Genomic DNA, 23988 nt, shown 5'->3' with positions numbered 1-23988 from the left:
GGTAATGCGCAGTTACCATGCAGTGAATACATAGCTGCATTGGAGGCAGACCCAGGGAACTGAAACATCTAAGTACCTGGAGGAAAAGAAAACAAAAGTGATTCCGTCAGTAGCGGCGAGCGAAAGCGGAATAGCCCAAACCAAGGAGCTTGCTCCTTGGGGTTGTAGGACCTCGACGTGGCAAAAGTTCGGTAGGCGAAGTGATCTGGAAAGGTCCGGCATAGAAGGTAAAAGCCCTGTAGCCAAAATCGAACGTATGCCTAGAGGTATCCTGAGTACGGCGGGTCACGTGAAACCCCGTCGGAATCCGGCAGGACCATCTGCCAAGGCTAAATACTCCCTAGTGACCGATAGTGAAGCAGTACCGTGAGGGAAAGGTGAAAAGCACCGCGGAAGCGGAGTGAAAAAGAACCTGAAACCGTGTGCTTACAAGAAGTCAGAGCCCTCTATATGGGTGATGGCGTGCCTTTTGTAGAATGAACCGGCGAGTTACGTTCCCGTGCGAGGTTAAGTTGAAGAGACGGAGCCGCAGCGAAAGCGAGTCTGAATAGGGCGCCCCAGTACGTGGACGTAGACCCGAAACCGTGTGATCTACCCCTGTCCAGGGTGAAGGTGAGGTAACACTCACTGGAGGCCCGAACCCACGAATGTTGAAAAATTCGGGGATGAGGTGGGGGTAGCGGAGAAATTCCAATCGAACTCGGAGATAGCTGGTTCTCCCCGAAATAGCTTTAGGGCTAGCCTCGGATGTTGTGAGTTGTGGAGGTAAAGCACTGATTGGGTGCGGGGCCCGCCAAGGGTTACCAAGTCCAGTCAAACTCTGAATGCCACAAACTTAAGTCCGGGAGTCAGACAGTGAGTGCTAAGATCCATTGTCAAAAGGGAAACAGCCCAGACCATCAGCTAAGGTCCCCAAGTGTGTGTTAAGTGGGAAAGGATGTGGAGTTGCACAGACAACCAGGATGTTGGCTTAGAAGCAGCCACCATTGAAAGAGTGCGTAATAGCTCACTGGTCGAGTGACTCTGCGCCGAAAATGTAACGGGGCTAAACACGCCACCGAAGCTATGGCTTGCACGTATGTGCATGGGTAGGGGAGCGTTGTGTATACATTGAATTCTGACCGTAAGGACAGGTGGAGCGTACACAAGTGAGAATGCCGGTATAAGTAACGAAAAGATCAGTGAGAATCTGATCCGCCGAAAACCTAAGGGTTCCTGAGGAAGGCTCGTCCGCTCAGGGTAAGTCGGGACCTAAGGCGAGGCCGAAAGGCGTAGTCGATGGACAACAGGTGGAAATTCCTGTACCACCGTAGCCGTTATGAGCAATGGAGTGACGCAGAAGGATAGTGACGCGAGCTGATGGATGCTCGTCCAAGCAGTGAGGCTGGTTAGTAGGCAAATCCGCTAACCGTAAGGCTGGGCTGTGATGGGGAGGGAAACTTAAGTACCGAAGGTCATGATTTCACACTGCCAAGAAAAGCTTCTAGCCAGGCGAAGGTGCCCGTACCGCAAACCGACACAGGTGGGTGAGAAGAGAATTCTAAGGCGCGCGGAAGAACTCTCGTTAAGGAACTCGGCAAAATGACCCCGTAACTTCGGGAGAAGGGGTGCCTCGGTAGGGTGAATAGCCCGAGGGGGCCGCAGTGAAAAGGCCCAAGCGACTGTTTAGCAAAAACACAGGTCTGTGCGAAGCCGCAAGGCGAAGTATACGGGCTGACGCCTGCCCGGTGCTGGAAGGTTAAGAGGAGTGGTTAGGGGGCAACCCCGAAGCTTTGAATTGAAGCCCCAGTAAACGGCGGCCGTAACTATAACGGTCCTAAGGTAGCGAAATTCCTTGTCAGGTAAATTCTGACCCGCACGAATGGCGTAACGACTTGGGCGCTGTCTCAACGAGAGATCCGGTGAAATTTTAATACCTGTGAAGATGCAGGTTACCCGCGACAAGACGGAAAGACCCCATGGAGCTTTACTGCAGCTTGATATTGGACTTTGGTACGATCTGTACAGGATAGGTGGGAGCCTTTGAAGCCTGAGCGCCAGCTTGGGTGGAGGCGCCGTTGGGATACCACCCTGATCGTATCGGAGTTCTAACCTGGTACCGTAAACCGGTATGGGGACAGTGTCAGGTGGGCAGTTTGACTGGGGCGGTCGCCTCCTAAAATGTAACGGAGGCGTTTAAAGGTTCCCTCAGAATGGTTGGAAATCATTCGCAGAGTGCAAAGGCATAAGGGAGCTTGACTGCGAGACCTACAAGTCGAGCAGGGACGAAAGTCGGACTTAGTGATCCGGTGGTACCGAATGGAAGGGCCATCGCTCAACGGATAAAAGCTACCCTGGGGATAACAGGCTTATCTCCCCCAAGAGTCCACATCGACGGGGAGGTTTGGCACCTCGATGTCGGCTCATCGCATCCTGGGGCTGAAGTAGGTCCCAAGGGTTGGGCTGTTCGCCCATTAAAGCGGTACGCGAGCTGGGTTCAGAACGTCGTGAGACAGTTCGGTCCCTATCTGTCGCGGGCGTAGGAAATTTGAGAGGAGCTGTCCTTAGTACGAGAGGACCGGGATGGACGTACCGCTGGTGTACCAGTTGTCTCGCCAGAGGCATCGCTGGGTAGCTATGTACGGAGGGGATAAGCGCTGAAAGCATCTAAGCGCGAAGCCCCCCTCAAGATGAGATTTCCCAGTATGTAAGACCCCTTGTAGACGACGAGGTTGATAGGTTCGAGGTGGAAGTGCGGTAACGTATGCAGCTGACGAATACTAATCGGTCGAGGGCTTAACCTAATATAGGGATCTTTTAGCGAAGCTAAAAGTCTCTCAGCTTTCCTAAGTAGCATACTTTACAAAGTTTCGTATCTAGTTTTCAAGGCGCAAACAAACGCTTTGACTGTTTGGTGATGATGGCGGAAGGGATCCACGCGTTCCCATCTCGAACACGACCGTTAAGCCTTCCAGCGTCGATGGTACTTGAACCGCAGGGTTCCGGGAGAGTAGAACGTTGCCAAGCTACTAAAACCTTTTTGAGAGAAATCTCAGAAAGGTTTTTTGTGTTTTCATGACGGTTCCTATTTCGTTTTATTGCGATGTCTTCGAATAAATCTCTAGGGAAGGTCAACACTAATAAGGTTAACCGCAAAGGACCGGCGCTTTGGGATAATTATTTTAATGAGCAGCACTTGTCAAAAAGAATGGAAATGATTATAATCTGATTAAGGTCAAAGAAAGTCAAAGTCAATTTACTTCTAGAAATCTGGGAGGCCGAATTGATGCGCAATGTATCAGAAATTATTGAACAGTATTTAAAGCATGTCCTGCAACAAAGTACGGAAGGCGCTATCGAGATTCAACGGAACGATTTGGCTGACCAATTTCAATGTGTACCATCTCAAATCAATTATGTCATTAGTACAAGGTTTACTTTGGAAAAGGGCTATTTGGTGGAGAGTAAGCGCGGCGGTGGGGGCTATATTCGCATCCAGAAGATCGAGCTGAAGAGCCATGGATCGATTTTGGATCATATTTTCCGTACGATTCACACCCATATTGATCAAGTCACCTCAGAAGGACTGATTTATCAATTGCAAGAGGGACATTATATTTCGACGAGGGAAGCTAACCTGATTCGGGCAGCGATATCCAGAGATGTACTGGCCTTTAAGCTACCATTGCGCGATGAAATTCGAGCCAAGATTCTTAAAGCAATGCTGATATCCTTGCTTAGTAACTAAGGAGGCAGATGGAATGGTTTGTCAGGAATGCGGGAAACGACCAGCGACGCTTCATTTCACCAAAATTGTGAATGGAGATAAGAACGAATTCCACATTTGTGAGAATTGCGCCCGTGAGAAGGGTGAAATGATTCCAGGCACATCGAATGGCTTTTCGATTCATAATTTACTTTCGGGATTGCTTGATTTCGAACCCTTATCAGCGGCCAAGTCTCAAGCAATTCGCTGTGATAACTGCGGACTTACGTATTCACAATTTAGCAAGTTAGGTCGATTCGGCTGCGGTGCCTGTTATCAGAACTTTTCAGAGAAGTTGGATCCGCTTTTCAAGCGTGTGCACGGCAATATTGTGCATGTAGGCAAAGTGCCTAAACGCAGCGGCGGCATCATCCAATGCAAGCGTGAGATCGATCTTTTGAAGAAAGATATGATGACATGTATTGAGGGCGAAGAGTTCGAGCAAGCTGCTAAAATTCGTGACCAAATTCGTGAAATTGAGAAGAAGATCGCGGGGATGTAAGTTTGTAAGGGAGTGTGAATCCAGTGACATTACAGCGATTTACAGGAGATGCTTTAAGCGAATGGATGAAAGGTGAGGGGCCGGAATCGGATATCGTCATTAGTAGTCGGATCCGCATAGCGCGCAACCTCAGAGACTATCCTTATCCCATGCTCGCAACCAACCAACAATCACAGGAAGTGCTGGAACAGTTATCTGGTGTGCTTGAGAATGATGAACTGGAGACGATCAGCAATTTCTCACTGATTCCGCTCGATGAGCTTAATGAGCTGGAGCGAATGGTGCTGGTGGAGAAACATTTAATTAGTCCAAATTTAGCTAACGAATCCAGGAATGGTGCCGTTATTTTAAGCGATAATGAGTCTATTAGTATTATGATCAATGAAGAGGACCACCTTCGCATACAATGTTTATGTCCAGGTTTTCAGATTAAAGAGGTTTGGGACTTGGCCAATCAAATTGATGATATTTTTGAAACTCAGTTGGATTACGGCTATGATGAAAAAAGAGGATACTTAACGAGTTGCCCAACCAATGTGGGTACGGGAATCCGGGCTTCTGTTATGATGCATTTACCAGCGCTTGTACTGAGCCAACAAATTAATCGAATTTTATCCGCGGTTACACAAGTTGGGTTGACGGTTAGAGGATTATACGGGGAAGGTAGCGAAGCATTAGGTAATCTATTCCAAATCTCCAACCAAATCACGCTAGGTCAATCCGAAGAAGAGATCATTGATAATCTTTACAGTGTGGCCAGGCAGATTATTGAGCACGAACGCGCTGCAAGACATAAGCTATTGCAAGAGTCCAAAATGCGGATAATTGATCGTGTCAATCGCTCCCTCGGCATCCTCTCTTACGCGGGGATTATCGATTCGAAAGAAGCAGCTCAGCGCTTATCCGATGTACGTCTGGGGATCGATCTAGGGATTATCAATAATGTATCTCCTAACGTGTTGAACGAGCTTCTTGTGATGACACAGCCTGGATTTCTCCAACAGTATGCTGGGGAAAAGCTAAATGCCGATGAGCGAGACATGCGTCGTGCAGAGCTGATTCGAGAGAAATTTGGCAGGATATAAGCAGGGTCAGAATGGATTAGAATCATCCTTTTAGCAGGACAGAGAATTATTACTTTTGGAGGTGTTCGCTATGATGTTTGGCAGATTTACGGAACGTGCGCAGAAGGTGCTTTCTTTAGCTCAAGAGGAAGCTGTTCGATTAGGACATAACAATATTGGAACAGAGCACATTTTACTTGGACTTATTCGTGAAGGTGAGGGTATTGCTGCTAAAGCACTCGTTGCGCTCGGCTTAGGTCTTGAGAAAATTCAAGATGAAGTAGAATCTCTTATTGGTAGAGGGCAAGAGCAACCAACGAACATCGCCTATACGCCTCGAGCGAAGAAAGTGATTGAGCTTTCGATGGATGAAGCGAGAAAATTAGGTCACACGTATGTGGGGACTGAACATATTTTATTAGGCCTAATTCGTGAAGGTGAAGGGGTAGCCGCAAGAGTTCTTAACAACTTGGGTGTCTCCTTGAATAAAGCACGTCAGCAGGTTCTACAGCTTTTGGGCAGCAGCGAGACAGTGTCGCCAAGTCACGGCACGAATCCAAATGTGAACACGCCTACATTAGATGGGTTGGCAAGGGATTTGACGGCGTATGCGAAAGAAGGGCATTTGGACCCTGTTATCGGGCGTAGCAAGGAAATCGAGCGGGTTATTCAAGTATTGAGCCGCAGAACGAAAAACAATCCGGTGCTAATCGGTGAGCCAGGTGTCGGTAAAACAGCGATCGCGGAAGGTCTTGCTCAGAAGATTATCAACAATGAGATTCCTGAGACGTTAAAAGATAAACGTGTCATGACGCTCGACATGGGTTCTGTTGTTGCAGGAACGAAATATCGCGGCGAGTTCGAGGATCGCCTCAAAAAGATTATGGATGAAATTCGTCAAGCCGGTAATATTGTATTGTTCATTGATGAATTGCACACCTTGATCGGTGCGGGCGGCGCGGAAGGCGCGATTGACGCTTCCAATATTCTAAAACCAGCCTTAGCTCGTGGCGAGCTGCAATGCATCGGGGCTACGACACTGGATGAGTACCGTAAATATATCGAGAAGGATGCTGCGCTGGAGCGTCGTTTCCAACCAATTACGGTGGATCAACCTTCGCCAGAAGAGGCGATTCAAATTTTGTACGGTCTGCGTGATCGCTACGAGGCGCACCACCGTGTGAAAATCACGGATGCCGCGATTCAAGAGGCGGTTAAATTGTCGGATCGTTACATTACGGATCGTTTCCTTCCCGATAAAGCAATTGATTTGATCGACGAAGCGAGCTCCAAGGTGAGATTGCGTTCCTACACAACGCCGCCATCCTTGAAGCAACTTGAGAATAAACTAGAGAACATTCGTAAGGAGAAAGACGCGGCTGTCCAAAGTCAGGAGTTCGAGAAAGCAGCAGGCCTTCGTGATACGGAGCAAAAGCTTCGTGAAGAGCTAGACTCAACGAAGAACGAGTGGAAAGAGAAGCAAGGTCGTCTGGATACGGAAGTAACACCAGATGACATCGCTCAAATCGTGGCAAGCTGGACGGGAATTCCGGTAAGTAAGCTGGCTGAAGAAGAGACAGAGCGTTTGCTCAAAATGGAAGACATTCTTCATGAACGCGTCATCGGGCAAGAAGAAGCGGTTAAAGCGGTAAGCCGTGCTATCCGCCGCGCAAGAGCTGGTTTGAAAGATCCTAAGCGACCAATGGGCTCCTTCATCTTCCTTGGACCTACGGGTGTAGGTAAGACAGAGCTTGCACGCGCACTGGCTGAATCACTCTTCGGTGATGACAATGCGGTAGTTCGTATTGATATGTCTGAGTATATGGAGAAACATTCGACTTCCCGTTTGGTCGGAGCGCCTCCAGGGTATGTCGGTTATGAAGAAGGCGGTCAACTGACAGAGAAAGTTCGTCGTAAGCCGTATTCGGTGGTGCTTCTCGATGAAATTGAGAAAGCACATCCAGAGGTTTTTAACATCCTTCTGCAAGTGTTGGAAGATGGTCGGTTGACGGATTCCAAAGGACGTACTGTGGATTTCCGTAACACAATCATTATCATGACGTCCAACGTTGGCGCGGATACGATTAAGAAGAACTCCTCGCTTGGTTTCACGGCATCCATCGATGCAGGCAAAGACTACAACAACATGAAAGATAAAGTGATGGGCGAGTTGAAGAAGAGCTTCCGTCCTGAGTTCCTGAACCGGATCGATGAAATCATTGTCTTCCACTCTTTGGATGAGAAGCATATCGCTCAAATCGTTAGCTTGATGGCAGATGACCTGCGCAAACGTCTGAAAGAGCAAGAAGTGGACTTCTTGCTGACAGATAAAGCGAAGTTGTTCCTAGCGAAGGAAGGATTTGACCCGACCTATGGAGCGCGTCCTCTGCGTAGAGCGATTCAGAAGCACATTGAAGATCGCTTATCCGAAGAGTTGCTGAAAGGCAATATTTCAAAAGGTGATTCGCTTACAATTGATGAAAATGAAGGCGAACTCGTCGTTCAGAAGGGCGAAGGCGTTGCTACGAAATAACAAATAAGTCAAAGCATTTTGCTCCATCCAACAAGGGTGGGGCTAAATGCTTTTTGTTGCTTTCGGCACTTTCATGAGCACCATAAAAATGGTAAACTTTATGTGGTAAGGATAGCCAAAAAGGATATCCCCACGTTAGGAGTTATTTCTTTCAATGAGCAAACAAAAAACGAAGTTCAGCTGCCAGGAGTGCGGCTACGATTCGCCAAAATGGATGGGCAAATGCCCAGGTTGTCAGTCTTGGAATACGATGGTTGAGGAAATAGAAACCGTTGTTCGTACGCAAGGAATGAGCTCATCGATCCCCAAAGCGAAAGAAAAAGCAACACCGATCATACATATAGAAAGCAGCTCGGAACCGCGAGTTGTGACGAACAACAAAGAGTTGAATCGCGTGTTAGGCGGCGGTATCGTCCCTGGCTCACTCATCCTAGTAGGGGGGGACCCAGGTATTGGGAAGTCAACCTTGCTCTTACAAACATCCTTCGAACTCACACAAGCCCAGCAAAAGGTGCTTTATATATCGGGAGAAGAATCCATCAAGCAAACGAAGCTTCGCGCAGATCGATTAAACGCAACATCTCCGCTACTCTACGTGTTATGTGAGACTAATCTTGAACTCATCGAGGAAGCCATTCAAGATATTAATCCCGATTTCCTTGTAATTGATTCGATTCAAACGGTATTTCATCCCGCTATTACATCAGCGCCAGGAACGGTATCGCAAGTTCGAGAATGCACAGGCCATTTTATGAGAATAGCTAAAGGTAAGGGAATTGCAACGGTCCTTGTCGGGCATGTGACGAAAGAAGGAGCCATCGCGGGGCCCAGAATGCTGGAGCATATGGTGGATTGTGTACTATATTTCGAAGGAGAACGGCATCACTCCTACCGTGTGTTAAGAGCGGTGAAGAACCGGTTTGGCTCGACGAATGAAATTGGCATTTTTGAAATGCAGGAAGCTGGCCTGATTGAAGTCAATAATCCATCGGAACTTTTCCTGTCTGAAAGGCCGATTGGCGTAGCTGGATCCGCAGTGGTAGCGAGCATGGAAGGTACTCGTCCTGTTTTGGTCGAAATTCAAGCACTAGTATCTTCGACGAATTTCCCTTCCCCGCGGAGGATGGCGACGGGCGTGGACCATAATCGACTTTCGCTGATTATCGCGGTACTGGAGAAACGTATGGGCATGTTCCTGCAAAATCAAGATGCTTACTTGAATGTAGCCGGCGGCATTAAGCTAGATGAACCCGCGGTAGATCTGGCAATTGCTATCAGTATCGCATCTAGTTTCAGGGATCAGGCCACGCAACCTTTCGATGTGGTATTTGGTGAGATCGGTTTAACGGGAGAAGTGCGAGGCGTATCTCGAATCGATCAACGTGTGAAAGAGGCCGAGAAGCTCGGATTCCGCAGAGTCATTATGCCTGAGAAAAGTCTTAAAGGATGGACCCATCCCAAAGGGATGGAGATTATTGGTGTAAACACGGTGGCGGAGGCATTGAAAGCAGCTCTCGGTTAAGTTCGGACCTGCAAGCTGAAAGCCTTCAGGAGGAAAAAGATGAGTAAAGAAGAGACGAAACGAGATGTGATGAGCCAATTACTCCAGCTTGTAGCCCCGGGTACGCCTTTCCGAGACGGTTTGGAGAACGTGCTGCGTGCTAAAACAGGTGGTCTGATCGTTGTTGGTTTCAGTCCAGAAGTGACGGAAATCGTGGACGGCGGATTTTCGATAAATTGTGATTTTTCACCCAACTATTTATATGAGCTTGCCAAAATGGACGGTGCTATTATTCTTAGTGAGGATATTAAGCGTATTCTTTATGCGAACACGCAGCTCATTCCCGATTCTTCGATTTCTTCTTCGGAGACAGGGATTAGACATCGAACGGCAGAGCGCGTGGCCAAACAGACAAATAAATTAGTCGTCTCCATCTCGCAGCGGCGAAACGTGATTACACTCTATCAGGGAAATTTGAGATATGCGCTCAAAGATATTGGCGTTATTCTCACGAAAGCCAATCAAGCGATCCAGACCTTGGAACGGTATAAGGTCGTATTGGATCAGTCACTCACGAACCTTAGTGCCTCGGAGTTTGAAGAGCTTGTTACGCTGCATGATATCACGAATGTTATCGCTCGTTTTGAGATGGTTTTGCGTATTAAAGCAGAAATTAATCGATACATTAATGAGTTGGGCAACGAGGGACGATTAATTAGCATGCAACTTGAAGAGCTTGTTGGAAATGCGGAACTTGAAGCGCGCTTGCTCGTAAAGGATTATGTAAGAGAATTATCAGAGGAACGCGTCAAAGATATGCAAGCTGGATTGAAACGATTGTCCTCGGATGAGTTGTTAGAACCGCAACAAATCATTCGTCTATTAGGATACTCGCATACGAATTCAATTGCAGAAGAGCCTGTTTCACCGCGAGGTTTCCGAATCTTAGGGAAAATTCCGCGATTGCCTTCCATCATTATTGGGAACTTGGTTGAGAAATTCGGATACCTCCCGCACATGATGATGGCGACGATCGAAGAATTGGATGAAGTTGACGGAATCGGAGAAGTGAGAGCCCGCGCCATTAAGGAAGGTCTCAAGCGGATTCAAGAACAAGTGTTCATTGACAGACATATTTAAAGTGGATACAATCATAAAGTATCAAGTTGAGGTTTCATGAAGTCAAGTTTAGGGTATAGTAAATCCAGAGGTGGACAAAAACATATGTTAACGAAATCAATTCCCAGCCTATTTACAGTAGGGAACTTATTCCTAGGCGTTCTGTCGATCATCCTAGCTTTCAGTGGGGAACATGGCATCGCTGCCGTGCTAGTCATTGTTGCCATGCTATTGGATGGTCTCGACGGGCGTGTCGCCAGAGCATTGAATGCTCAAAGTGAGTTTGGTAAAGAATTAGACTCCTTATCCGACGTCATTTCTTTCGGTGTTGCTCCTGCTTTTATCATGTACGTAGTTGCATTTAATGACCCAACCGCGATTAGTCCGGCATTTGCTTGGATTGTCACAGCGATCTTCCCGATTTGCGGAGCATTACGCTTGGCAAGGTTCAATGTCGTTGCGGGTACGCCAGGCTATTTCATCGGGTTGCCGATTCCAGCCGCAGGCGGTGTGCTCTGTACATTGGCGCTGTTTGTGAACGATATTAACGTGTATGTTCTTCTTGTAAGTACTGTTCTCTTGTCATACTTAATGGTGAGCACAGTGAAATACCCAAACTTCAAGAAAGCGGGTATTCCGAAAGCAGCAATTTGGATTACGCCGATTATCGTGGCAGCTGCCATTCTCATCGCGATCAAATGGCCGGAGTCCATTTCCAAAATGATTTTCGTTCCGTTACTGCTTTATGCGTTGTACGGCCTAAAAAAAAACGTTGATGGGTATTTCATCCGTTTACGCAATCTTCGTAGAAAGAACAAGAGACGCGGCGTAGAAGACAACAATTCCGTTAAGTCGGATGTTTAACCGAAACGTGCGAAAATAAAAAGCATTTATTTTCTCCTGATGACTCAGGTAGAGAATAAATGCTTTTTTTTCATGATCATGACATGTTGAATAGTCCCAGTGTTGTGCATTTCTTAGATTCTTTGTCTACGACTTGCTCCAAATTAATGTCGAGTAAGTTGCTTAGTGCGGACATGTAGAACAAATTCCTGCCTAGTTCGTTGCTAACAACTTCCGTGCATTGTTCACATAAGTGACCAGATACATGGGTGCCAAGCACATGCTTAGCTTCATCCAACGTCATCTCAGGATGATATTCCTGTTTGGCAGCGTGAATTTGAATGCATCCACATTCTGTGATGGATTTCACCACGGAACGATTGGCAGCTGCGCCTGACTGTTGGAATTTGGATAAAACATCAAGCAGACTGCGGTGACGGAGTAACAATTCGGACACTTGATCTTGAAACTGCTTTAAAGTCAAGGAGCTCATTCCATCCACCTCGGGTGTGTTGGTATCTTCCATTTCATTATAAGGGATGCCCTTTAATATTTCAATTTTCAGACGAAAGAAGTGATTAACGTTGTATAAATTGGAACATAATTGTAATAAGGTTTAAAAAAAGTTAACGCAGGAGGTGAATCTGTGGTGAAGAAATGGATACAAATCATTTTGGCCATCATGGGTGGCAGCTTAGGTTATAAGTGGAGTGACGCGTTCCTTCGAACGACAGATGTAGCAAGTCAAGCAGGACAAGTATTTTGGATTAATAGTTTATGTGGGGCAGGTATGTTTTTGATTTCCGCATGGGTGGCAAGTGTAGGCATGAAGCTGCTGATCAAAGGGGAGCGTAATGTTACAGATATTCCCGTGTCTGATCTCCTATCAGGGACGCTGGGCCTTGTTATCGGATTGCTGATCTCGTTGATGCTGTTTCCTGTGATGGAGCAGGCGACATGGGCAGGGCCGTTCTTACCTTTCCTTGTGTCTGCGGTGCTGGGTGTCATGGGGTTCCGAATCGGTTACAGCAAGCGTGAAGAATTGGTTCAAGTCATTGCCAAGAGTCGCTCCGGTGGTACGGAGAAACAGACGCATCGCCCTTATGAAGAACATAAGATTCTAGACACGAGCGTAATAATCGATGGGCGTATTGCGGACATTTGCAAAACAGGGTTTATCGAAGGCACTTTAGTCATCCCCGAATTTGTGCTGGAAGAACTGCAGCATATTGCGGACTCATCCGATCTGCTTAAGCGGAATCGCGGGCGTCGCGGGCTGGACATTTTGAACAAAATCCAAAAGGAATTGGAAGTTAAAGTCCTCATCTATGAGGGAGATTTTGAGGAAATTGCCGAAGTGGACAGCAAGCTCGTCCGTTTAGCGAAAGTGCTGCAAGGGAAAGTCATCACGAATGATTTCAATTTGAACAAAGTCTGTGAGCTGCAAGGCGTCTCGGTCCTTAATATTAACGATCTTGCCAATGCCGTGAAACCCGTCGTTCTGCCAGGAGAAGAAATTATCGTTCAAGTCATTAAAGACGGCAAGGAGCATGGACAAGGTGTCGCGTATCTCGATGATGGTACGATGATCGTTGTAGAAGGTGGACGTGAATTCATCGGTATGACGCTTGAAGTGATGGTGACGAGTGTGTTGCAAACGTCCGCAGGTCGGATGATTTTCGCGAAACCGAAACTATTGGAAAAAGCCCAATAAAACCAGTATGATAAGGAGATGCAGCAGCAAAGTGTAAAGTTGGAGGACTTATGGGGAAGCTAGGGGTTATCATTGTGGCAGCGGGCCGAGGTTCGCGCATGGGTACTGCGGAAAGTAAACAATATCTGCAACTGGGACAGAAGCCAATTCTGGTACATACCTTGCAATTATTTCAAAACATACATGAAGTGGATAACATTGTTCTAGTTGTTGGTGCAGATGATGTGAGTCGCTGCGACGGTTACGTGGCGAGCTATGGACTTAGTAAAGTAACCTGTGTAGCAGGCGGAGCGGAGCGGCAAGATTCCGTGAGGCGAGGTTTGGCGCATCTGCAAGCTGGAACAGAATGGGTGCTTGTACATGACGGTGTTCGTCCTTTCGTCACACAAGAACAAGTGTTCTTGTGTCTAGCAAAAGCACAAGAAGCAGGTGCAGCAGTTCTGGCCGTTCCCGTCAAGGACACGATTAAAGTCGTAGATACAGAGAAGCGCATTCAATCCACACCCGATCGAAGAAGCTTGTGGGCAATCCAAACGCCACAAGCTTTTCGTCATGCTCTTCTCCAAGAAGCGCATGAGCTTGCGGTGCGTGATGAATTTATGGGGACGGATGATGCGATGCTCGTAGAGCGGATGGGTACCGTGGTCCATGTGGTTGAAGGGGATTATTATAATATCAAGATAACGACACCCGAAGATTTGCCTTGGGCTGAGTGGATACTACAAAACATAAGGGGAGAGGAACGCAAATGATACGCGTAGGTAATGGATTTGATGTTCATCAATTAGTAGAAGGACGTAAATGTATTATTGGGGGCGTGACGATTCCGTATGAAAAAGGGCTGCTAGGACATTCCGACGCGGATGTCTTGTTGCACGCTATTAGTGACGCGATCTTAGGCGCTCTGGGTCTTGGCGATATCGGCAAGCATTTCCCGGATACGGCCGAGGAGTACAAAGACGCAGATAGCTTGGTGCTGCTGAAGCGGGTATGGCAATTAGCGACGGAGCGAGGCTATAAGCTGGGGAATGCGGATTCGACCATCATTGCTCAGAAGCCGAAAATGCTGCCGTACATCCCGCAAATGGTGGAAATCATCGCCTCTGCCTTGGATGCGCAGCCTGATCAAGTTAATGTAAAAGCGACGACAACTGAGCAACTCGGCTTTACAGGTCGTGGCGAAGGAATCGCGGCGCAATCGGTTGTTTGTTTAATTCGAGATGTGCTAAAATAGCAGGTATTCATGCATGGAAGAAAAGGGGATACATCGATGAATACACCTTTACGCGTGCGTTATGCACCTAGTCCGACTGGACATTTACATATTGGCGGTGCGCGGACCGCACTGTTTGATTATTTATTAGCTCGCCGTCACGGCGGTGCGTTTGTTGTGCGTTTTGAAGACACGGATCAGACCCGTCATAAAGAGTCCGGCATCGAGGATCAGTTGAACGGCTTGAGATGGCTTGGTCTTGAGTGGGATGAAAGTGTAGATATTGGGGGTCCTTACGGTCCCTATCGTCAAATGGAACGTCTCGATATTTACCGTACTTATCTAGATAAGCTGCTGGAGAGCGGACATGCATATGGATGCTACTGTTCCGAGGCAGATCTTGAGCAAGAGCGTGCGGAGCAGGAAGCGAGCGGGGAGATGGGCGGATACTCAGGCAAATGCCGTAATCTGACGCCAGAGCAAATTGCCGCGTATCAAGCAGAGGGACGCGTGCCGTCCACACGATTCCGGGTGCCAGCAGATCGGATCATCGGCATTGACGATAAAGTCCGCGACCATGTGGAATTCGATTCCAATGGCATCGGTGACTTTATTATCGCGCGCCCAGATGGCATTCCGACTTACAATTTCGCGGTTATCGTAGACGATCACTTGATGAAGATCAATTTGGTCATCCGTGGAGAAGAGCATCTGTCCAATACACCGAGACAAATTCTGATGTACGAAGCATTAGGTATGCCGATACCGGAGTTTGCCCATTTAGCTTTAATTTTGAATCAAGACCGCAAAAAAATGAGCAAACGGGATGAGTCGATCATCCAGTTTATCGAGCAATACAAAGAGCTTGGCTATTTGCCAGAAGCGGTGCTGAACTTTATTGCTTTGCTGGGCTGGTCGCCTGGCGGGGAAGAAGAGATGTTTACCAAAGAAGAACTAATCGCGCAGTTCGATCTGGATCGTGTATCCAAGAGCCCGGCTGTGTTTGATATGGATAAATTGAATTGGATGAACAATGCGTATCTGAAAAAGACGCCGCTACCGCGTGTCGTAGACCTGTGTTTGCCGCACTTGCGCAAAGCGGGCTACATTCAGGGCGACTTGGACGTCGCTGGTCAAGAGTGGGTAACGGCGCTTGTTGGCCTGAACCAGGAAAGAATGCGCTACGCGGCAGAAATCGTTGACCTTGCGAGTCTCTTTTTCAAAGAAGAGCTAGTCATCGACGACGAAGCGGCTGCCGTGCTGAAGGAAGAGCATGTACCTGTCGTATTGGCGAGCTTCTTAACACAAGTGGAACAAGCGGAAGCCTTCACGGTTGAAGCGATCCCAGCGCTGCTGAAGGCCGTGCAGAAGGAAACAGGCTTCAAAGGGAAGCAACTGTTCATGTCGATTCGCTCCGCGCTGACAGGTCAAGTGCATGGCCCAGATCTGAATGTGTCCCTTTTCTTGCTTGGCCAAGAAAAAGTCGCTTCACGCTTGCGTAGCTTATTGTAAAGCATCTTACTTTTCGTTATACTTAATGCAATGAAATAAGAAATGCCTTGATCAGGAGAGTATGATTAAGTGAGGATTCATCAGAGAGGATAATCGGAGCCTAACGGCTTCGGCTGTGAGTTATCCATTCCTTATAATCAGAAATGCACCTGGGAGCAGCCGCGCCGAATACTCACGTTGAGTCGAGTAGGCGCAGTCGGAACCCCCACGTTACGGGATGTTGAGTTGGGAGACTTCCGAGTCACCAAGCAGAGTGGAACCGCGATAACCACGCCTCTGCAGCCTTAGGGCTGCAGGGGCTTTTTTATTTTTTCATACAAATGAAGTGGGTGAGCTTATGTGGTCAACGATCAAATCTGATATTTCTGCCGTATTCGATAACGATCCTGCAGCACGGAGTTGGTTTGAGGTAGTGTTTACGTATTCGGGACTCCATGCGATTTGGGCGCATCGAATTGCGCACGGACTATACCGAAGAAAGATGTACACGTTAGCCCGAATCGTATCTCAAATCAGCCGGTTTATGACAGGCATCGAAATCCATCCAGGAGCAACCATTGGCCAACGTTTGTTTATAGATCACGGTATGGGTGTGGTCATCGGGGAAACCTGCGAAATTGGAGACGACGTCATCCTCTATCAAGGGGTAACTTTGGGTGGAACAGGCAAAGAGAAAGGTAAGAGACACCCAACAATTGGAAATAATGTAGTTATTGGTTCGGGTGCCAAAGTTCTCGGGTCTTTCCTCGTCGGGGAGAATTCCCGGATTGGCTCAAACGCGGTGGTCATTCAGGAGGTTCCTTCCAATAGTACGGTTGTCACCATACCTGCGAAGCTTGTGAAGCGAGATGGTGTTCGCGTGAATAGACTAGACCATGGCAATTTGCCTGATCCCATTATTGATATTTTCCAGGAATTACAGCAGCAGATCACAGATTTGAAAGATCAACTTGAGCATGAACGGCAAACGAATAAATGGCAAACGAAACAACGGAATAAGAATGGAGAACTGAGAGAACATGACACTCAAAGTATATAATACGTTAACCCGCAAGAAGGAAGAGTTTGTTCCTCTTGAGCCAGGTAAGGTGAAGATGTACGTTTGCGGGCCAACAGTCTATAACTACATCCATATTGGAAATGGCCGGCCGGTTATCTTTTTTGACGTCGTTCGCCGTTACTTGGAATCGCAGCAATATGAAGTCACTTATATTACAAACTTTACCGATGTCGATGATAAAATGATTCGAAAAGCCGAAGAAATGGCGGTTTCCGTGCCAGAGCTTGCCGAAACATTTATCGCAGCCTTCTTGGAGGACATTGGGGCGCTAGGTGTTCATGATGCTACGCTGAATCCGCGTGTGACCGAGAATATGCAGGAAATCATTGATTTCATTGCTGCGCTTGTAGATAAAGACTTTGCGTACGAAGCACGCGGCGATGTGTACTATCGCACTTCGAAATTTGCTGAATATGGCAAGCTGTCGAATCAAAATTTGGAAGAACTACAATACGGCATCCGCGTCGAAGTTGACGATCGGAAGGAGAATCCGCAGGACTTTGTCCTCTGGAAAGCTGCGAAGCCAGGCGAGATTTTCTGGGATAGCCCTTGGGGTAAAGGACGTCCAGGGTGGCATATTGAGTGCTCCGCGATGGTACGCAAATATTTGGGCGAAACCATTGATATTCACGGCGGCGGACAAGATTTGACGTTCCCTCACCATGAATGTGAAATTGCCCAAACCGAAGCGGTAACGGGTCATCCGATGGCCAATTATTGGTTACACAACGCTTTCCTTAATATTGATAATGAGAAAATGTCGAAATCACTTGGAAACGGAATCCTCATCCGTGATCTGATTAAGCAAATCAAGCCGCAAGTGTTCCGCTTTTTCATGCTGTCTGCCCACTACCGCAACCCGCTTAATTTCAGCGATGAGAGCTTGAAGCAAGCGGCGAATGCGCTCGAACGCATTCAGAATGCTTACGATAATATGAAACACCGTCTGGCGACAGCTTCGGCGACGGGTGAAGTTGACGTGGCGATATCTGAGCGTTTACAGACCATTTCTAAGCAATTTGTGGATAAAATGAACGATGACTTCAACACGCCGGATGCGATTACCGCGGTGTTTGAGCTCGTTGCGGAAGCGAACCTGTACTTGCAGCAGGAGCGGGTGAACGCCGACGCTGTTCGATTATATATGAATCAATTGGAAGCTTTCGATGCAACACTGGGCATTCTTACGCCTCAAGCGGATGAATTGTTGGATGAAGAAATCGAACAATTGATTGTTGAGCGCACAGAGTCGCGGAAAACGAAGAATTGGGCGCGTGCGGACGAAATCCGCGATTTGCTGACGGAGAAAGGGATTTTCCTTGAGGATACACCGCAAGGTATTCGCTGGCGCCGCAAATGAGTGAACAAGATCTAGTGTTTACAAATTTATTTGCGTTTCCTCCCTCGAAAAGCCCAGAACTGCTCAACCCGCTAGTGCTCGCTTATATCGGAGATGCGGTCTACGAAGTGTTTATTCGACAATATGTGATCTCAGGTGCCAATCACCGCCCTAATCACTTGCATCGCGCATCGACGGGCTATGTCTCAGCCAAGGCGCAGTCTAAGCTGTTGACAGCCCTGATGCCTATGTTGACGGAAGCGGAAGTTGACATTGTGAAGCGGGGACGTAACGCAAAGTCAGGAACGACGGCGAAGAACGCGGAGGTGCTGGAATATAGGCACAGTACCGCGTTTGAGTGCCTCATAGGCTATTTATATTACAAGCAAGCGTTCGAGCGGTTAAAAGAAATATTAAACTTCGCGATCGCATTCGATCCGAAGCAGCAATAGGAGGAAGTTCAATGGATGAAGATATCATTGGCGGGAAGCACTCCGTGATGGAGGCGCTTCGCGCAGGACGGTCAATTAATAAAATATGGATTGCCGAAGGCGCGCAAAAGCAATTTGCAGGTCCCATTGTTGCTGAGGCCAAAAATTTAGGCATTATTGTCCAATTTACGGACAAGCGCAAGCTGGATCAAATGGCGGAAGGACTGCAGCACCAAGGTGTTGTTGCCCAAGTTGCGGCTTATGAATATGTAGAAGTCGAGGACATTTTAGCCAAAGCGAAGCAGCTGGGCCAAGAGCCGTTCATCCTGATTTTAGATGAAATTGAGGATCCGCATAACTTGGGTTCGATCCTACGGACAGCTGATTGTACAGGGGTTCACGGGGTTATTATCCCGAAGAGACGTTCCGTAGGACTAACAGCAACGGTTTCCAAAACATCCGCAGGCGCTGTTGAATACGTACCTGTCGCACGTGTAACGAACATCGCGCAGACAATCGAGCTATTGAAAGAACAGGGAGTTTGGGTAGCGGGTACGGATGTATCCGCCGCGCAGGATGTCTATAAAGCGAACTTCACGATTCCGATTGCACTTGTGATTGGGAATGAGGGCAAGGGCGTGGGGCGGCTCATTAAGGAACGATGCGATTTCCTAGTGAAGCTGCCGATGGCTGGACATGTTAATTCCTTGAACGCCTCTGTTGCCGCGGGTGTGTTGATGTACGAAGTGATCAGACAGCGCAATAAGAGCTAAGTGGTATGGAACAGATCCTGATTGTAGACGGCTACAATATTATCGGGGCTTGGCCAGAATTAAGTAAATTGAAAGACACGGATCTAGAAGGGGCTCGCGACCAACTCATTCACATGTTAGCGGAATATCAGTCCTTTTCTGGAATGAAGGTATACCTCATCTTTGATGCCTATATGGTACCTGGCCTTGGGAAGAAGTATATACAGAATAAGCTTGCAGTGCTCTATACCAAAGAGAAAGAAACAGCCGACGAACGAATCGAACGATTGGTTACGAATCTCATGGGCAGGCGCAAAGAAATCTTTGTAGCCACATCAGATATGATTGAGCAGCATGTGATATTTGGCAAAGGGGCGCTTCGTCTTCCCACGAGCGAATTATGGCAGAAGATAAAACAGAATCGCCGAGAGGTTCGTGAACGGATCACTCATGAGGTCACAACGAGGAAAAATCCAATAGAAAGCAAACTGAGCGATGTGGACAAAGCGAAGTTCGAACGATGGAGAAGAGGGCAGTAAATCCTCCAAATGCTAGAAATGGTGCGGTTCCTCATTGACGGTGTGAGATTTCATCATGTATACTTAACCTAACTTTTATAGTGAATCTGGGTAGTCTTGCAGGCCGGAGGGATTGTTGGTGAGTGTCGACCTCAAAGAACTGAGAATATATGATTATGACCTCAAGCCAGATGAAGACATTGTCGAAGCAGTCCGTGAAGGCAGTAGCGAAGCTTTGGAATATCTTATCAATAAATACAAGAATTTTGTTCGCGCCAAAGCGCGTTCGTATTTCTTGATAGGTGCAGACCGAGAAGATATTGTGCAGGAAGGTATGATAGGTTTATACAAATCTATCCGCGACTTCCGTGGAGACAAGCTTGCTTCATTTAAAGCCTTTGCTGAGCTGTGTATTACGAGACAGATCATCACGGCGATTAAGACAGCAACACGTCAAAAGCATATACCTCTTAATTCCTATGTGTCTCTGGATAAGCCCATCTATGATGAAGATTCTGACCGTACATTGCTTGATGTCATCAGCGGTTCCCGGGTGACCGATCCGGAAGAACTGGTTATTAATCAAGAAGAGTTTACGGGACTTGAAGATAAAATGGGAGAGATATTGAGTGACTTAGAGCGTAGAGTTCTCATGCTCTACCTTGACGGCAGATCGTATCAAGAGATCGCGGTAGATTTGGATCGTCACGTTAAGTCGATTGATAATGCTCTTCAACGTGTCAAGCGGAAGCTTGAGCGCTATTTAGAAGTTAGAGATTTGTAGAAATGCCCGTGCCGCTAGAGCTGTACGGGTGTTTTTCTTTGTTAGTATGTTTAGCAACCATCAGGAGAGCCTATACTGATGATACTCTTGCAATTGTAAGACTTCTACCTTGACACTCGAGGGGCAGTTGTGATAAAGTGTTTCAGGTAGCCCTAAAAGTCGCTTTCTTTTTGATGCGCTTAGAAGGGCTTTAATTAGAAAGTGTCTGTAGGAGGTGTACATCATGCGGGTCATCATCACATTAGCGTGCACAAATTGCAAACAAAGAAACTATGCATCCACTAAAAATAAGCGCAACAATCCCGACCGTATTGAGTTGAAGAAATATTGCAAATTTTGCAATGAACATACTGCTCATCGCGAGACTAGGTAGTTCTTTGGAGGTGTAGTTTGTGGCGTTCTTGGCTAGAATGAGACAAAGCTTCGGATCCACTTTTTCCTTCTTCACTGATAGTTGGTCAGAACTCAAAAAGGTCAAGTGGCCAAGTCGCAAAGAGATGACGACCTATACGCTTGTCGTTATAGGGACAGTAGCTTTTGTTGCTATTTATTTTTTTGTGCTGGATCTTGGAATTTCTGAGTTGCTGCGCCTTGTTTTTAAATAAACAGGACTATAGGTGAATTTATTCATGGAAAAAAGATGGTACGTCGTACATACCTATTCAGGGTATGAGAACAAAGTGAAAGCCAACTTAGAGAAGCGCGTTGAGTCTATGGAAATGACGGACAAGATCTTTCGTGTGCTTGTGCCTATGGAAGAGGAACTGGTGAATAAGGATGGCAAGAAGAAAGTTGTCATGCGTAAAGTTTATCCAGGGTATGTTCTCGTGGAAATGATTCAAACCGACGATTCTTGGTACGTAGTACGTAATACGCCAGGAGTAACTGGATTCGTAGGTTCTACAGGATCTGGCTCTAAACCAACTGCATTATTACCTGAGGAAGTTGAATCAATCCTGAAGCATATGGGAATGGAAGAGCCGAAGGAAGTAATTGACTTCGAACTCAAAGAGACTGTACGCGTTAAGGTTGGTCCATTTGCGAACTTTGTTGGCTCTGTCGAAGAGATTATTGCTGATAAAGGCAAACTGAAGGTACATGTCAACATGTTCGGAAGAGAAACACCGCTTGAGCTCGATTTCGACCAAGTTGAGAAACTCTAAAGGACATGACAACCAAAAGGCTCTACCAGGTCTATTCCTTGGGATAGACCTACGTTAGTGGGATCGCTTAGATCTTTGAATAGCGAGGCTTTGATTCGTCGAGGGCTCCTATATTACTGCAAGGAGGTGTCTATCATGGCAAAAAAGGTTATTAAAATCGTGAAGCTTCAAGTTCAAGCTGCGAAAGCAAATCCAGCACCACCGATCGGTCCAGCATTGGGTCAAGCAGGTGTGAACATCATGGCTTTCTGTAAAGAGTTTAACGCTCGTACTGCTGATCAAGTTGGTCTAATCATTCCAGTTGAAATCACAGTTTTCGAAGATCGTTCCTTTACATTCATCACTAAAACGCCTCCGGCTGCAGTTCTACTTCGCGTCGTTGCTGGTATCGAAAAAGGATCAGGCGAACCGAACAAGAAGAAAGTTGCAACTGTGAAACGCGCTAAAGTTCGCGAAATCGCTGAACAAAAAATGCCTGACCTAAATGCTGCATCCGTTGAGGCTGCTATGCGTATGGTTGAAGGTACTGCTCGCAGCATGGGAATCGTCATCGAAGATTAATTCCGCAAGGAATGCGACTGTGTAAGCTCACAGCTTACAGAAGTGTTTTCCACGAAAACATAGAAGTCGCTCGGTGGGAGGATTATCCGCTAATACCACTAAGGAGGATAAATATTATGCCTAAACACGGTAAAAAATACCGCGAAGTAGCTCAGCTTGTAAATGCTGAAACTTTGTATGATCCGTCAGAAGCAATCGAGCTTGTTAAGAAAACAGCTCCTGCTAAATTCGATGAAACTGTAGATGTTGCAGTTCGTCTGGGTGTAGACCCAAGAAAACAAGACCAAGCTGTTCGTGGTGTCGTTGTACTTCCACACGGTACTGGTAAAACAAAACGCGTTCTCGTATTTGCAAAAGGCGAGAAGGCAAAAGAGGCTGAAGCAGCTGGTGCAGATTTTGTTGGTGATGCAGATATGATCAACAAAATTCAACAAGGTTGGTTCGAATTCGATGTTTGCGTAGCTACTCCTGATATGATGAGCGAAGTTGGTAAACTGGGTCGTATCCTCGGGGGTAAAGGTCTTATGCCGAACCCTAAAGCAGGAACAGTTACTTTCGACGTGACTAAAGCTGTTCAAGAGATCAAAGCTGGTAAAATCGAATACCGTCTTGATAAAGCAGGTCAAATCCATGCTCCACTTGGTAAAGTATCTTTCGATGCAGATAAGTTGAACGAAAACTTCAAAGCATTGGTTGATGCACTTGTTCGTGCGAAACCGGCAGCGGCTAAAGGTGTATACCTGAAAAACATTGCTGTATCTTCCACAATGGGTCCAAGCGTACGCGTGAACCTGTCATCCTTCAGATAAGTAAAAGCTTCCAGTTGACTTCGGTTACTGGGCGTGATACTCTATCAAAGGTCCTAAAAATGAATATGCAAACCGTAGACAGTAGGTGCCAACGTGCTTAATTTCCTACCGAGGTGTTATGATATATATAACGATTTCTTTGTACGCAGGGAAAAAGTGAACACATCATGCCTTCGTAGCGTCTACGAAGGCATTTCTTATTCATGATAAGAAATGCTAATGCTCCTACTGTTTGCGATCTTGAAAGATAAATGCATAAGAAGTGAGGTGTACTATGGCAAACGCGAAAATTCTTGCAGAGAAAGAACAAGCAGTAGCTGAAGTAACTGAAAAGTTCAAAGCTAGTACTTGTACAGTCGTGGCAGATTACCGTGGTTTGAACGTAGCTCAAGTAACTCAGCTGCGCAAAAGCTTACGTGAAGCTGGTATCGAATTTACAGTTCTTAAGAACTCCTTAGCGAGACGCGCAACGGCTAACGCTGAACTGACTGAGTTGGATGAGTTCCTAACAGGACCAACAGCTATTGCTTTCAGCAATGACGATGTAATCTCCCCAGCTAAAATCTTGACTGAATTTGCGAAAAAGAACGATAAATTAAGCGTAAAAGCTGGCGTGGTTGAAGGCCGCGTAGTTGGTGCCGCTGAAATCAAAGCACTTGCTGAACTTCCATCCAGAGATGGTCTTCTCTCCATGTTGCTTAGCGTTCTTCAAGCTCCAGTTCGTAACTTTGCACTTGCTGTTAAAGCAGTTGCAGAGAAAAAAGAAGCTGAAGGTCAAGCTTAATTACCACGTACCAAACGTTTTACAAACCAAAAAACTAATTT

The 23988-nt window shown here is 46.8% G+C and carries 24 protein-coding genes, 2 rRNA genes and 1 other annotated feature (1 of these 27 cut by a window edge); of the genes, 25 read left to right on the top strand and 1 reads right to left on the bottom strand.

Going from position 1 to position 23988, the window contains the following annotated elements:
* The 9 genes from MJB10_RS25155 to pssA form a co-directional block, all read left to right on the top strand.
* Positions 1–2783, top strand: a 23S ribosomal RNA gene (locus tag MJB10_RS25155) (it extends 135 nt beyond the left edge of the window).
* Between the two features lie 106 nt (positions 2784–2889).
* A 5S ribosomal RNA gene (gene rrf / locus MJB10_RS25150) occupies positions 2890–3006 on the top strand.
* 259 nt (positions 3007–3265) lie between these two features.
* Positions 3266–3727 (top strand): CtsR family transcriptional regulator, encoded by a 462-nt coding sequence (locus tag MJB10_RS25145; protein ID WP_314799828.1) that lies wholly within the window; start codon positions 3266–3268, stop codon positions 3725–3727.
* 13 nt (positions 3728–3740) lie between these two features.
* On the top strand, positions 3741–4247 hold the full coding sequence (locus tag MJB10_RS25140) for a UvrB/UvrC motif-containing protein (RefSeq protein ID WP_314799825.1): 507 nt from the start codon (positions 3741–3743) through the stop codon (positions 4245–4247).
* Positions 4248–4270: 23 nt separating this feature from the next.
* The gene (locus MJB10_RS25135) at positions 4271–5332 is read left to right on the top strand and encodes a protein arginine kinase (RefSeq protein ID WP_314799823.1); all 1062 of its coding nucleotides are present in this window, start codon (positions 4271–4273) and stop codon (positions 5330–5332) included.
* A gap of 70 nt (positions 5333–5402) precedes the next feature.
* Entirely contained in the window at positions 5403–7844 is a 2442-nt protein-coding gene (clpC, locus tag MJB10_RS25130; protein ID WP_314799821.1) for an ATP-dependent protease ATP-binding subunit ClpC, read from the top strand.
* Positions 7845–7998: 154 nt separating this feature from the next.
* On the top strand, positions 7999–9366 hold the full coding sequence (radA, locus tag MJB10_RS25125) for a DNA repair protein RadA (RefSeq protein ID WP_314799819.1): 1368 nt from the start codon (positions 7999–8001) through the stop codon (positions 9364–9366).
* Positions 9367–9405: 39 nt separating this feature from the next.
* A complete protein-coding gene (gene disA, locus MJB10_RS25120) occupies positions 9406–10485 on the top strand; it encodes a DNA integrity scanning diadenylate cyclase DisA (protein WP_314799818.1) in 1080 nt (359 codons plus the stop codon).
* Positions 10486–10569: 84 nt separating this feature from the next.
* A complete protein-coding gene (gene pssA, locus MJB10_RS25115; RefSeq protein ID WP_314799816.1) occupies positions 10570–11328 on the top strand; it encodes a CDP-diacylglycerol--serine O-phosphatidyltransferase in 759 nt (252 codons plus the stop codon).
* 76 nt (positions 11329–11404) lie between these two features.
* On the opposite strand, the gene MJB10_RS25110 is transcribed toward pssA, so the two are convergent.
* Positions 11405–11800, bottom strand: a complete 396-nt coding sequence (locus tag MJB10_RS25110; RefSeq protein WP_314799814.1) for a nucleoside triphosphate pyrophosphohydrolase family protein — start codon at positions 11798–11800, stop codon at positions 11405–11407.
* Between the two features lie 153 nt (positions 11801–11953).
* Here MJB10_RS25110 and MJB10_RS25105 point away from each other — a divergent pair, with 153 nt between their 5' ends.
* From MJB10_RS25105 to rplJ, 16 genes are all read left to right on the top strand, one after another.
* Positions 11954–13021, top strand: coding sequence for a PIN/TRAM domain-containing protein (locus MJB10_RS25105; RefSeq protein ID WP_314799812.1), 1068 nt, complete (start codon positions 11954–11956; stop codon positions 13019–13021).
* A gap of 50 nt (positions 13022–13071) precedes the next feature.
* Complete coding sequence (gene ispD, locus MJB10_RS25100) at positions 13072–13773, top strand: 2-C-methyl-D-erythritol 4-phosphate cytidylyltransferase (protein ID WP_314799811.1); 702 nt, start codon at positions 13072–13074, stop codon at positions 13771–13773.
* On the top strand, positions 13770–14255 hold the full coding sequence (gene ispF / locus MJB10_RS25095; protein WP_314799810.1) for a 2-C-methyl-D-erythritol 2,4-cyclodiphosphate synthase: 486 nt from the start codon (positions 13770–13772) through the stop codon (positions 14253–14255). The genes ispD and ispF overlap by 4 nt, the downstream gene beginning before the upstream one ends.
* A gap of 36 nt (positions 14256–14291) precedes the next feature.
* On the top strand, positions 14292–15746 hold the full coding sequence (gene gltX, locus MJB10_RS25090; RefSeq protein ID WP_314799808.1) for a glutamate--tRNA ligase: 1455 nt from the start codon (positions 14292–14294) through the stop codon (positions 15744–15746).
* Between the two features lie 337 nt (positions 15747–16083).
* On the top strand, positions 16084–16785 hold the full coding sequence (gene cysE / locus MJB10_RS25085) for a serine O-acetyltransferase (protein ID WP_314799806.1): 702 nt from the start codon (positions 16084–16086) through the stop codon (positions 16783–16785).
* Positions 16766–18166 (top strand): cysteine--tRNA ligase, encoded by a 1401-nt coding sequence (gene cysS / locus MJB10_RS25080; protein WP_314799804.1) that lies wholly within the window; start codon positions 16766–16768, stop codon positions 18164–18166. The genes cysE and cysS overlap by 20 nt, the downstream gene beginning before the upstream one ends.
* The gene (locus MJB10_RS25075; RefSeq protein WP_314799803.1) at positions 18163–18597 is read left to right on the top strand and encodes a Mini-ribonuclease 3; all 435 of its coding nucleotides are present in this window, start codon (positions 18163–18165) and stop codon (positions 18595–18597) included. The genes cysS and MJB10_RS25075 overlap by 4 nt, the downstream gene beginning before the upstream one ends.
* A gap of 11 nt (positions 18598–18608) precedes the next feature.
* Positions 18609–19349, top strand: coding sequence for a 23S rRNA (guanosine(2251)-2'-O)-methyltransferase RlmB (gene rlmB, locus MJB10_RS25070; RefSeq protein WP_314799802.1), 741 nt, complete (start codon positions 18609–18611; stop codon positions 19347–19349).
* Between the two features lie 5 nt (positions 19350–19354).
* Complete coding sequence (locus MJB10_RS25065) at positions 19355–19867, top strand: NYN domain-containing protein (RefSeq protein WP_314799801.1); 513 nt, start codon at positions 19355–19357, stop codon at positions 19865–19867.
* 118 nt (positions 19868–19985) lie between these two features.
* A complete protein-coding gene (gene sigH, locus MJB10_RS25060) occupies positions 19986–20630 on the top strand; it encodes an RNA polymerase sporulation sigma factor SigH (RefSeq protein WP_314799800.1) in 645 nt (214 codons plus the stop codon).
* Between the two features lie 223 nt (positions 20631–20853).
* Positions 20854–21003, top strand: coding sequence for a 50S ribosomal protein L33 (gene rpmG / locus MJB10_RS25055; protein WP_079418041.1), 150 nt, complete (start codon positions 20854–20856; stop codon positions 21001–21003).
* A 19-nt stretch (positions 21004–21022) separates the two neighbouring features.
* Positions 21023–21235, top strand: a complete 213-nt coding sequence (gene secE / locus MJB10_RS25050; RefSeq protein WP_314799799.1) for a preprotein translocase subunit SecE — start codon at positions 21023–21025, stop codon at positions 21233–21235.
* Between the two features lie 24 nt (positions 21236–21259).
* Positions 21260–21793 carry a transcription termination/antitermination protein NusG gene (gene nusG / locus MJB10_RS25045; RefSeq protein WP_028557509.1) on the top strand — a complete coding sequence of 178 codons (534 nt, stop codon included), beginning with the start codon at positions 21260–21262 and terminating at the stop codon, positions 21791–21793.
* Between the two features lie 135 nt (positions 21794–21928).
* On the top strand, positions 21929–22354 hold the full coding sequence (gene rplK / locus MJB10_RS25040) for a 50S ribosomal protein L11 (RefSeq protein WP_028557508.1): 426 nt from the start codon (positions 21929–21931) through the stop codon (positions 22352–22354).
* Between the two features lie 116 nt (positions 22355–22470).
* The gene (gene rplA / locus MJB10_RS25035) at positions 22471–23163 is read left to right on the top strand and encodes a 50S ribosomal protein L1 (protein WP_028557507.1); all 693 of its coding nucleotides are present in this window, start codon (positions 22471–22473) and stop codon (positions 23161–23163) included.
* 54 nt (positions 23164–23217) lie between these two features.
* Positions 23218–23370, top strand: a sequence feature (ribosomal protein L10 leader region).
* 67 nt (positions 23371–23437) lie between these two features.
* The gene (rplJ, locus tag MJB10_RS25030; RefSeq protein ID WP_314799793.1) at positions 23438–23947 is read left to right on the top strand and encodes a 50S ribosomal protein L10; all 510 of its coding nucleotides are present in this window, start codon (positions 23438–23440) and stop codon (positions 23945–23947) included.
* Positions 23948–23988: the final 41 nt, after the last annotated feature.

The organism is Paenibacillus sp. MBLB1832 (assembly GCF_032271945.1).
Lineage (GTDB): Bacteria > Bacillota > Bacilli > Paenibacillales > NBRC-103111 > Paenibacillus_E > Paenibacillus_E roseopurpureus.
The sequence above is the reverse complement of the archived record's forward strand: the minus strand, read 5'-3'. Positions and strand labels throughout refer to the sequence as shown.

What these genes read in the sequence shown, in the direction of transcription:
- MJB10_RS25140 (WP_314799825.1), top strand. Translation starts at nt 3,741, where the DNA reads ATGGTTTGTCAGGAATGCGGGAAACGACCAGCGACGCTTCATTTCACC.
- rpmG (WP_079418041.1), top strand. Translation starts at nt 20,854, where the DNA reads ATGCGGGTCATCATCACATTAGCGTGCACAAATTGCAAACAAAGAAAC.
- rlmB (WP_314799802.1), top strand. Translation starts at nt 18,609, where the DNA reads ATGGATGAAGATATCATTGGCGGGAAGCACTCCGTGATGGAGGCGCTT.
- nusG (WP_028557509.1), top strand. Translation starts at nt 21,260, where the DNA reads ATGGAAAAAAGATGGTACGTCGTACATACCTATTCAGGGTATGAGAAC.
- radA (WP_314799819.1), top strand. Translation starts at nt 7,999, where the DNA reads ATGAGCAAACAAAAAACGAAGTTCAGCTGCCAGGAGTGCGGCTACGAT.
- rplA (WP_028557507.1), top strand. Translation starts at nt 22,471, where the DNA reads ATGCCTAAACACGGTAAAAAATACCGCGAAGTAGCTCAGCTTGTAAAT.
- MJB10_RS25110 (WP_314799814.1), bottom strand. Translation starts at nt 11,800, where the DNA reads ATGAGCTCCTTGACTTTAAAGCAGTTTCAAGATCAAGTGTCCGAATTG.
- MJB10_RS25065 (WP_314799801.1), top strand. Translation starts at nt 19,355, where the DNA reads ATGGAACAGATCCTGATTGTAGACGGCTACAATATTATCGGGGCTTGG.
- pssA (WP_314799816.1), top strand. Translation starts at nt 10,570, where the DNA reads ATGTTAACGAAATCAATTCCCAGCCTATTTACAGTAGGGAACTTATTC.
- cysE (WP_314799806.1), top strand. Translation starts at nt 16,084, where the DNA reads ATGTGGTCAACGATCAAATCTGATATTTCTGCCGTATTCGATAACGAT.
- disA (WP_314799818.1), top strand. Translation starts at nt 9,406, where the DNA reads ATGAGTAAAGAAGAGACGAAACGAGATGTGATGAGCCAATTACTCCAG.
- cysS (WP_314799804.1), top strand. Translation starts at nt 16,766, where the DNA reads ATGACACTCAAAGTATATAATACGTTAACCCGCAAGAAGGAAGAGTTT.
- clpC (WP_314799821.1), top strand. Translation starts at nt 5,403, where the DNA reads ATGATGTTTGGCAGATTTACGGAACGTGCGCAGAAGGTGCTTTCTTTA.
- ispD (WP_314799811.1), top strand. Translation starts at nt 13,072, where the DNA reads ATGGGGAAGCTAGGGGTTATCATTGTGGCAGCGGGCCGAGGTTCGCGC.
- MJB10_RS25145 (WP_314799828.1), top strand. Translation starts at nt 3,266, where the DNA reads ATGCGCAATGTATCAGAAATTATTGAACAGTATTTAAAGCATGTCCTG.
- ispF (WP_314799810.1), top strand. Translation starts at nt 13,770, where the DNA reads ATGATACGCGTAGGTAATGGATTTGATGTTCATCAATTAGTAGAAGGA.
- MJB10_RS25075 (WP_314799803.1), top strand. Translation starts at nt 18,163, where the DNA reads ATGAGTGAACAAGATCTAGTGTTTACAAATTTATTTGCGTTTCCTCCC.
- rplK (WP_028557508.1), top strand. Translation starts at nt 21,929, where the DNA reads ATGGCAAAAAAGGTTATTAAAATCGTGAAGCTTCAAGTTCAAGCTGCG.
- rplJ (WP_314799793.1), top strand. Translation starts at nt 23,438, where the DNA reads ATGGCAAACGCGAAAATTCTTGCAGAGAAAGAACAAGCAGTAGCTGAA.
- gltX (WP_314799808.1), top strand. Translation starts at nt 14,292, where the DNA reads ATGAATACACCTTTACGCGTGCGTTATGCACCTAGTCCGACTGGACAT.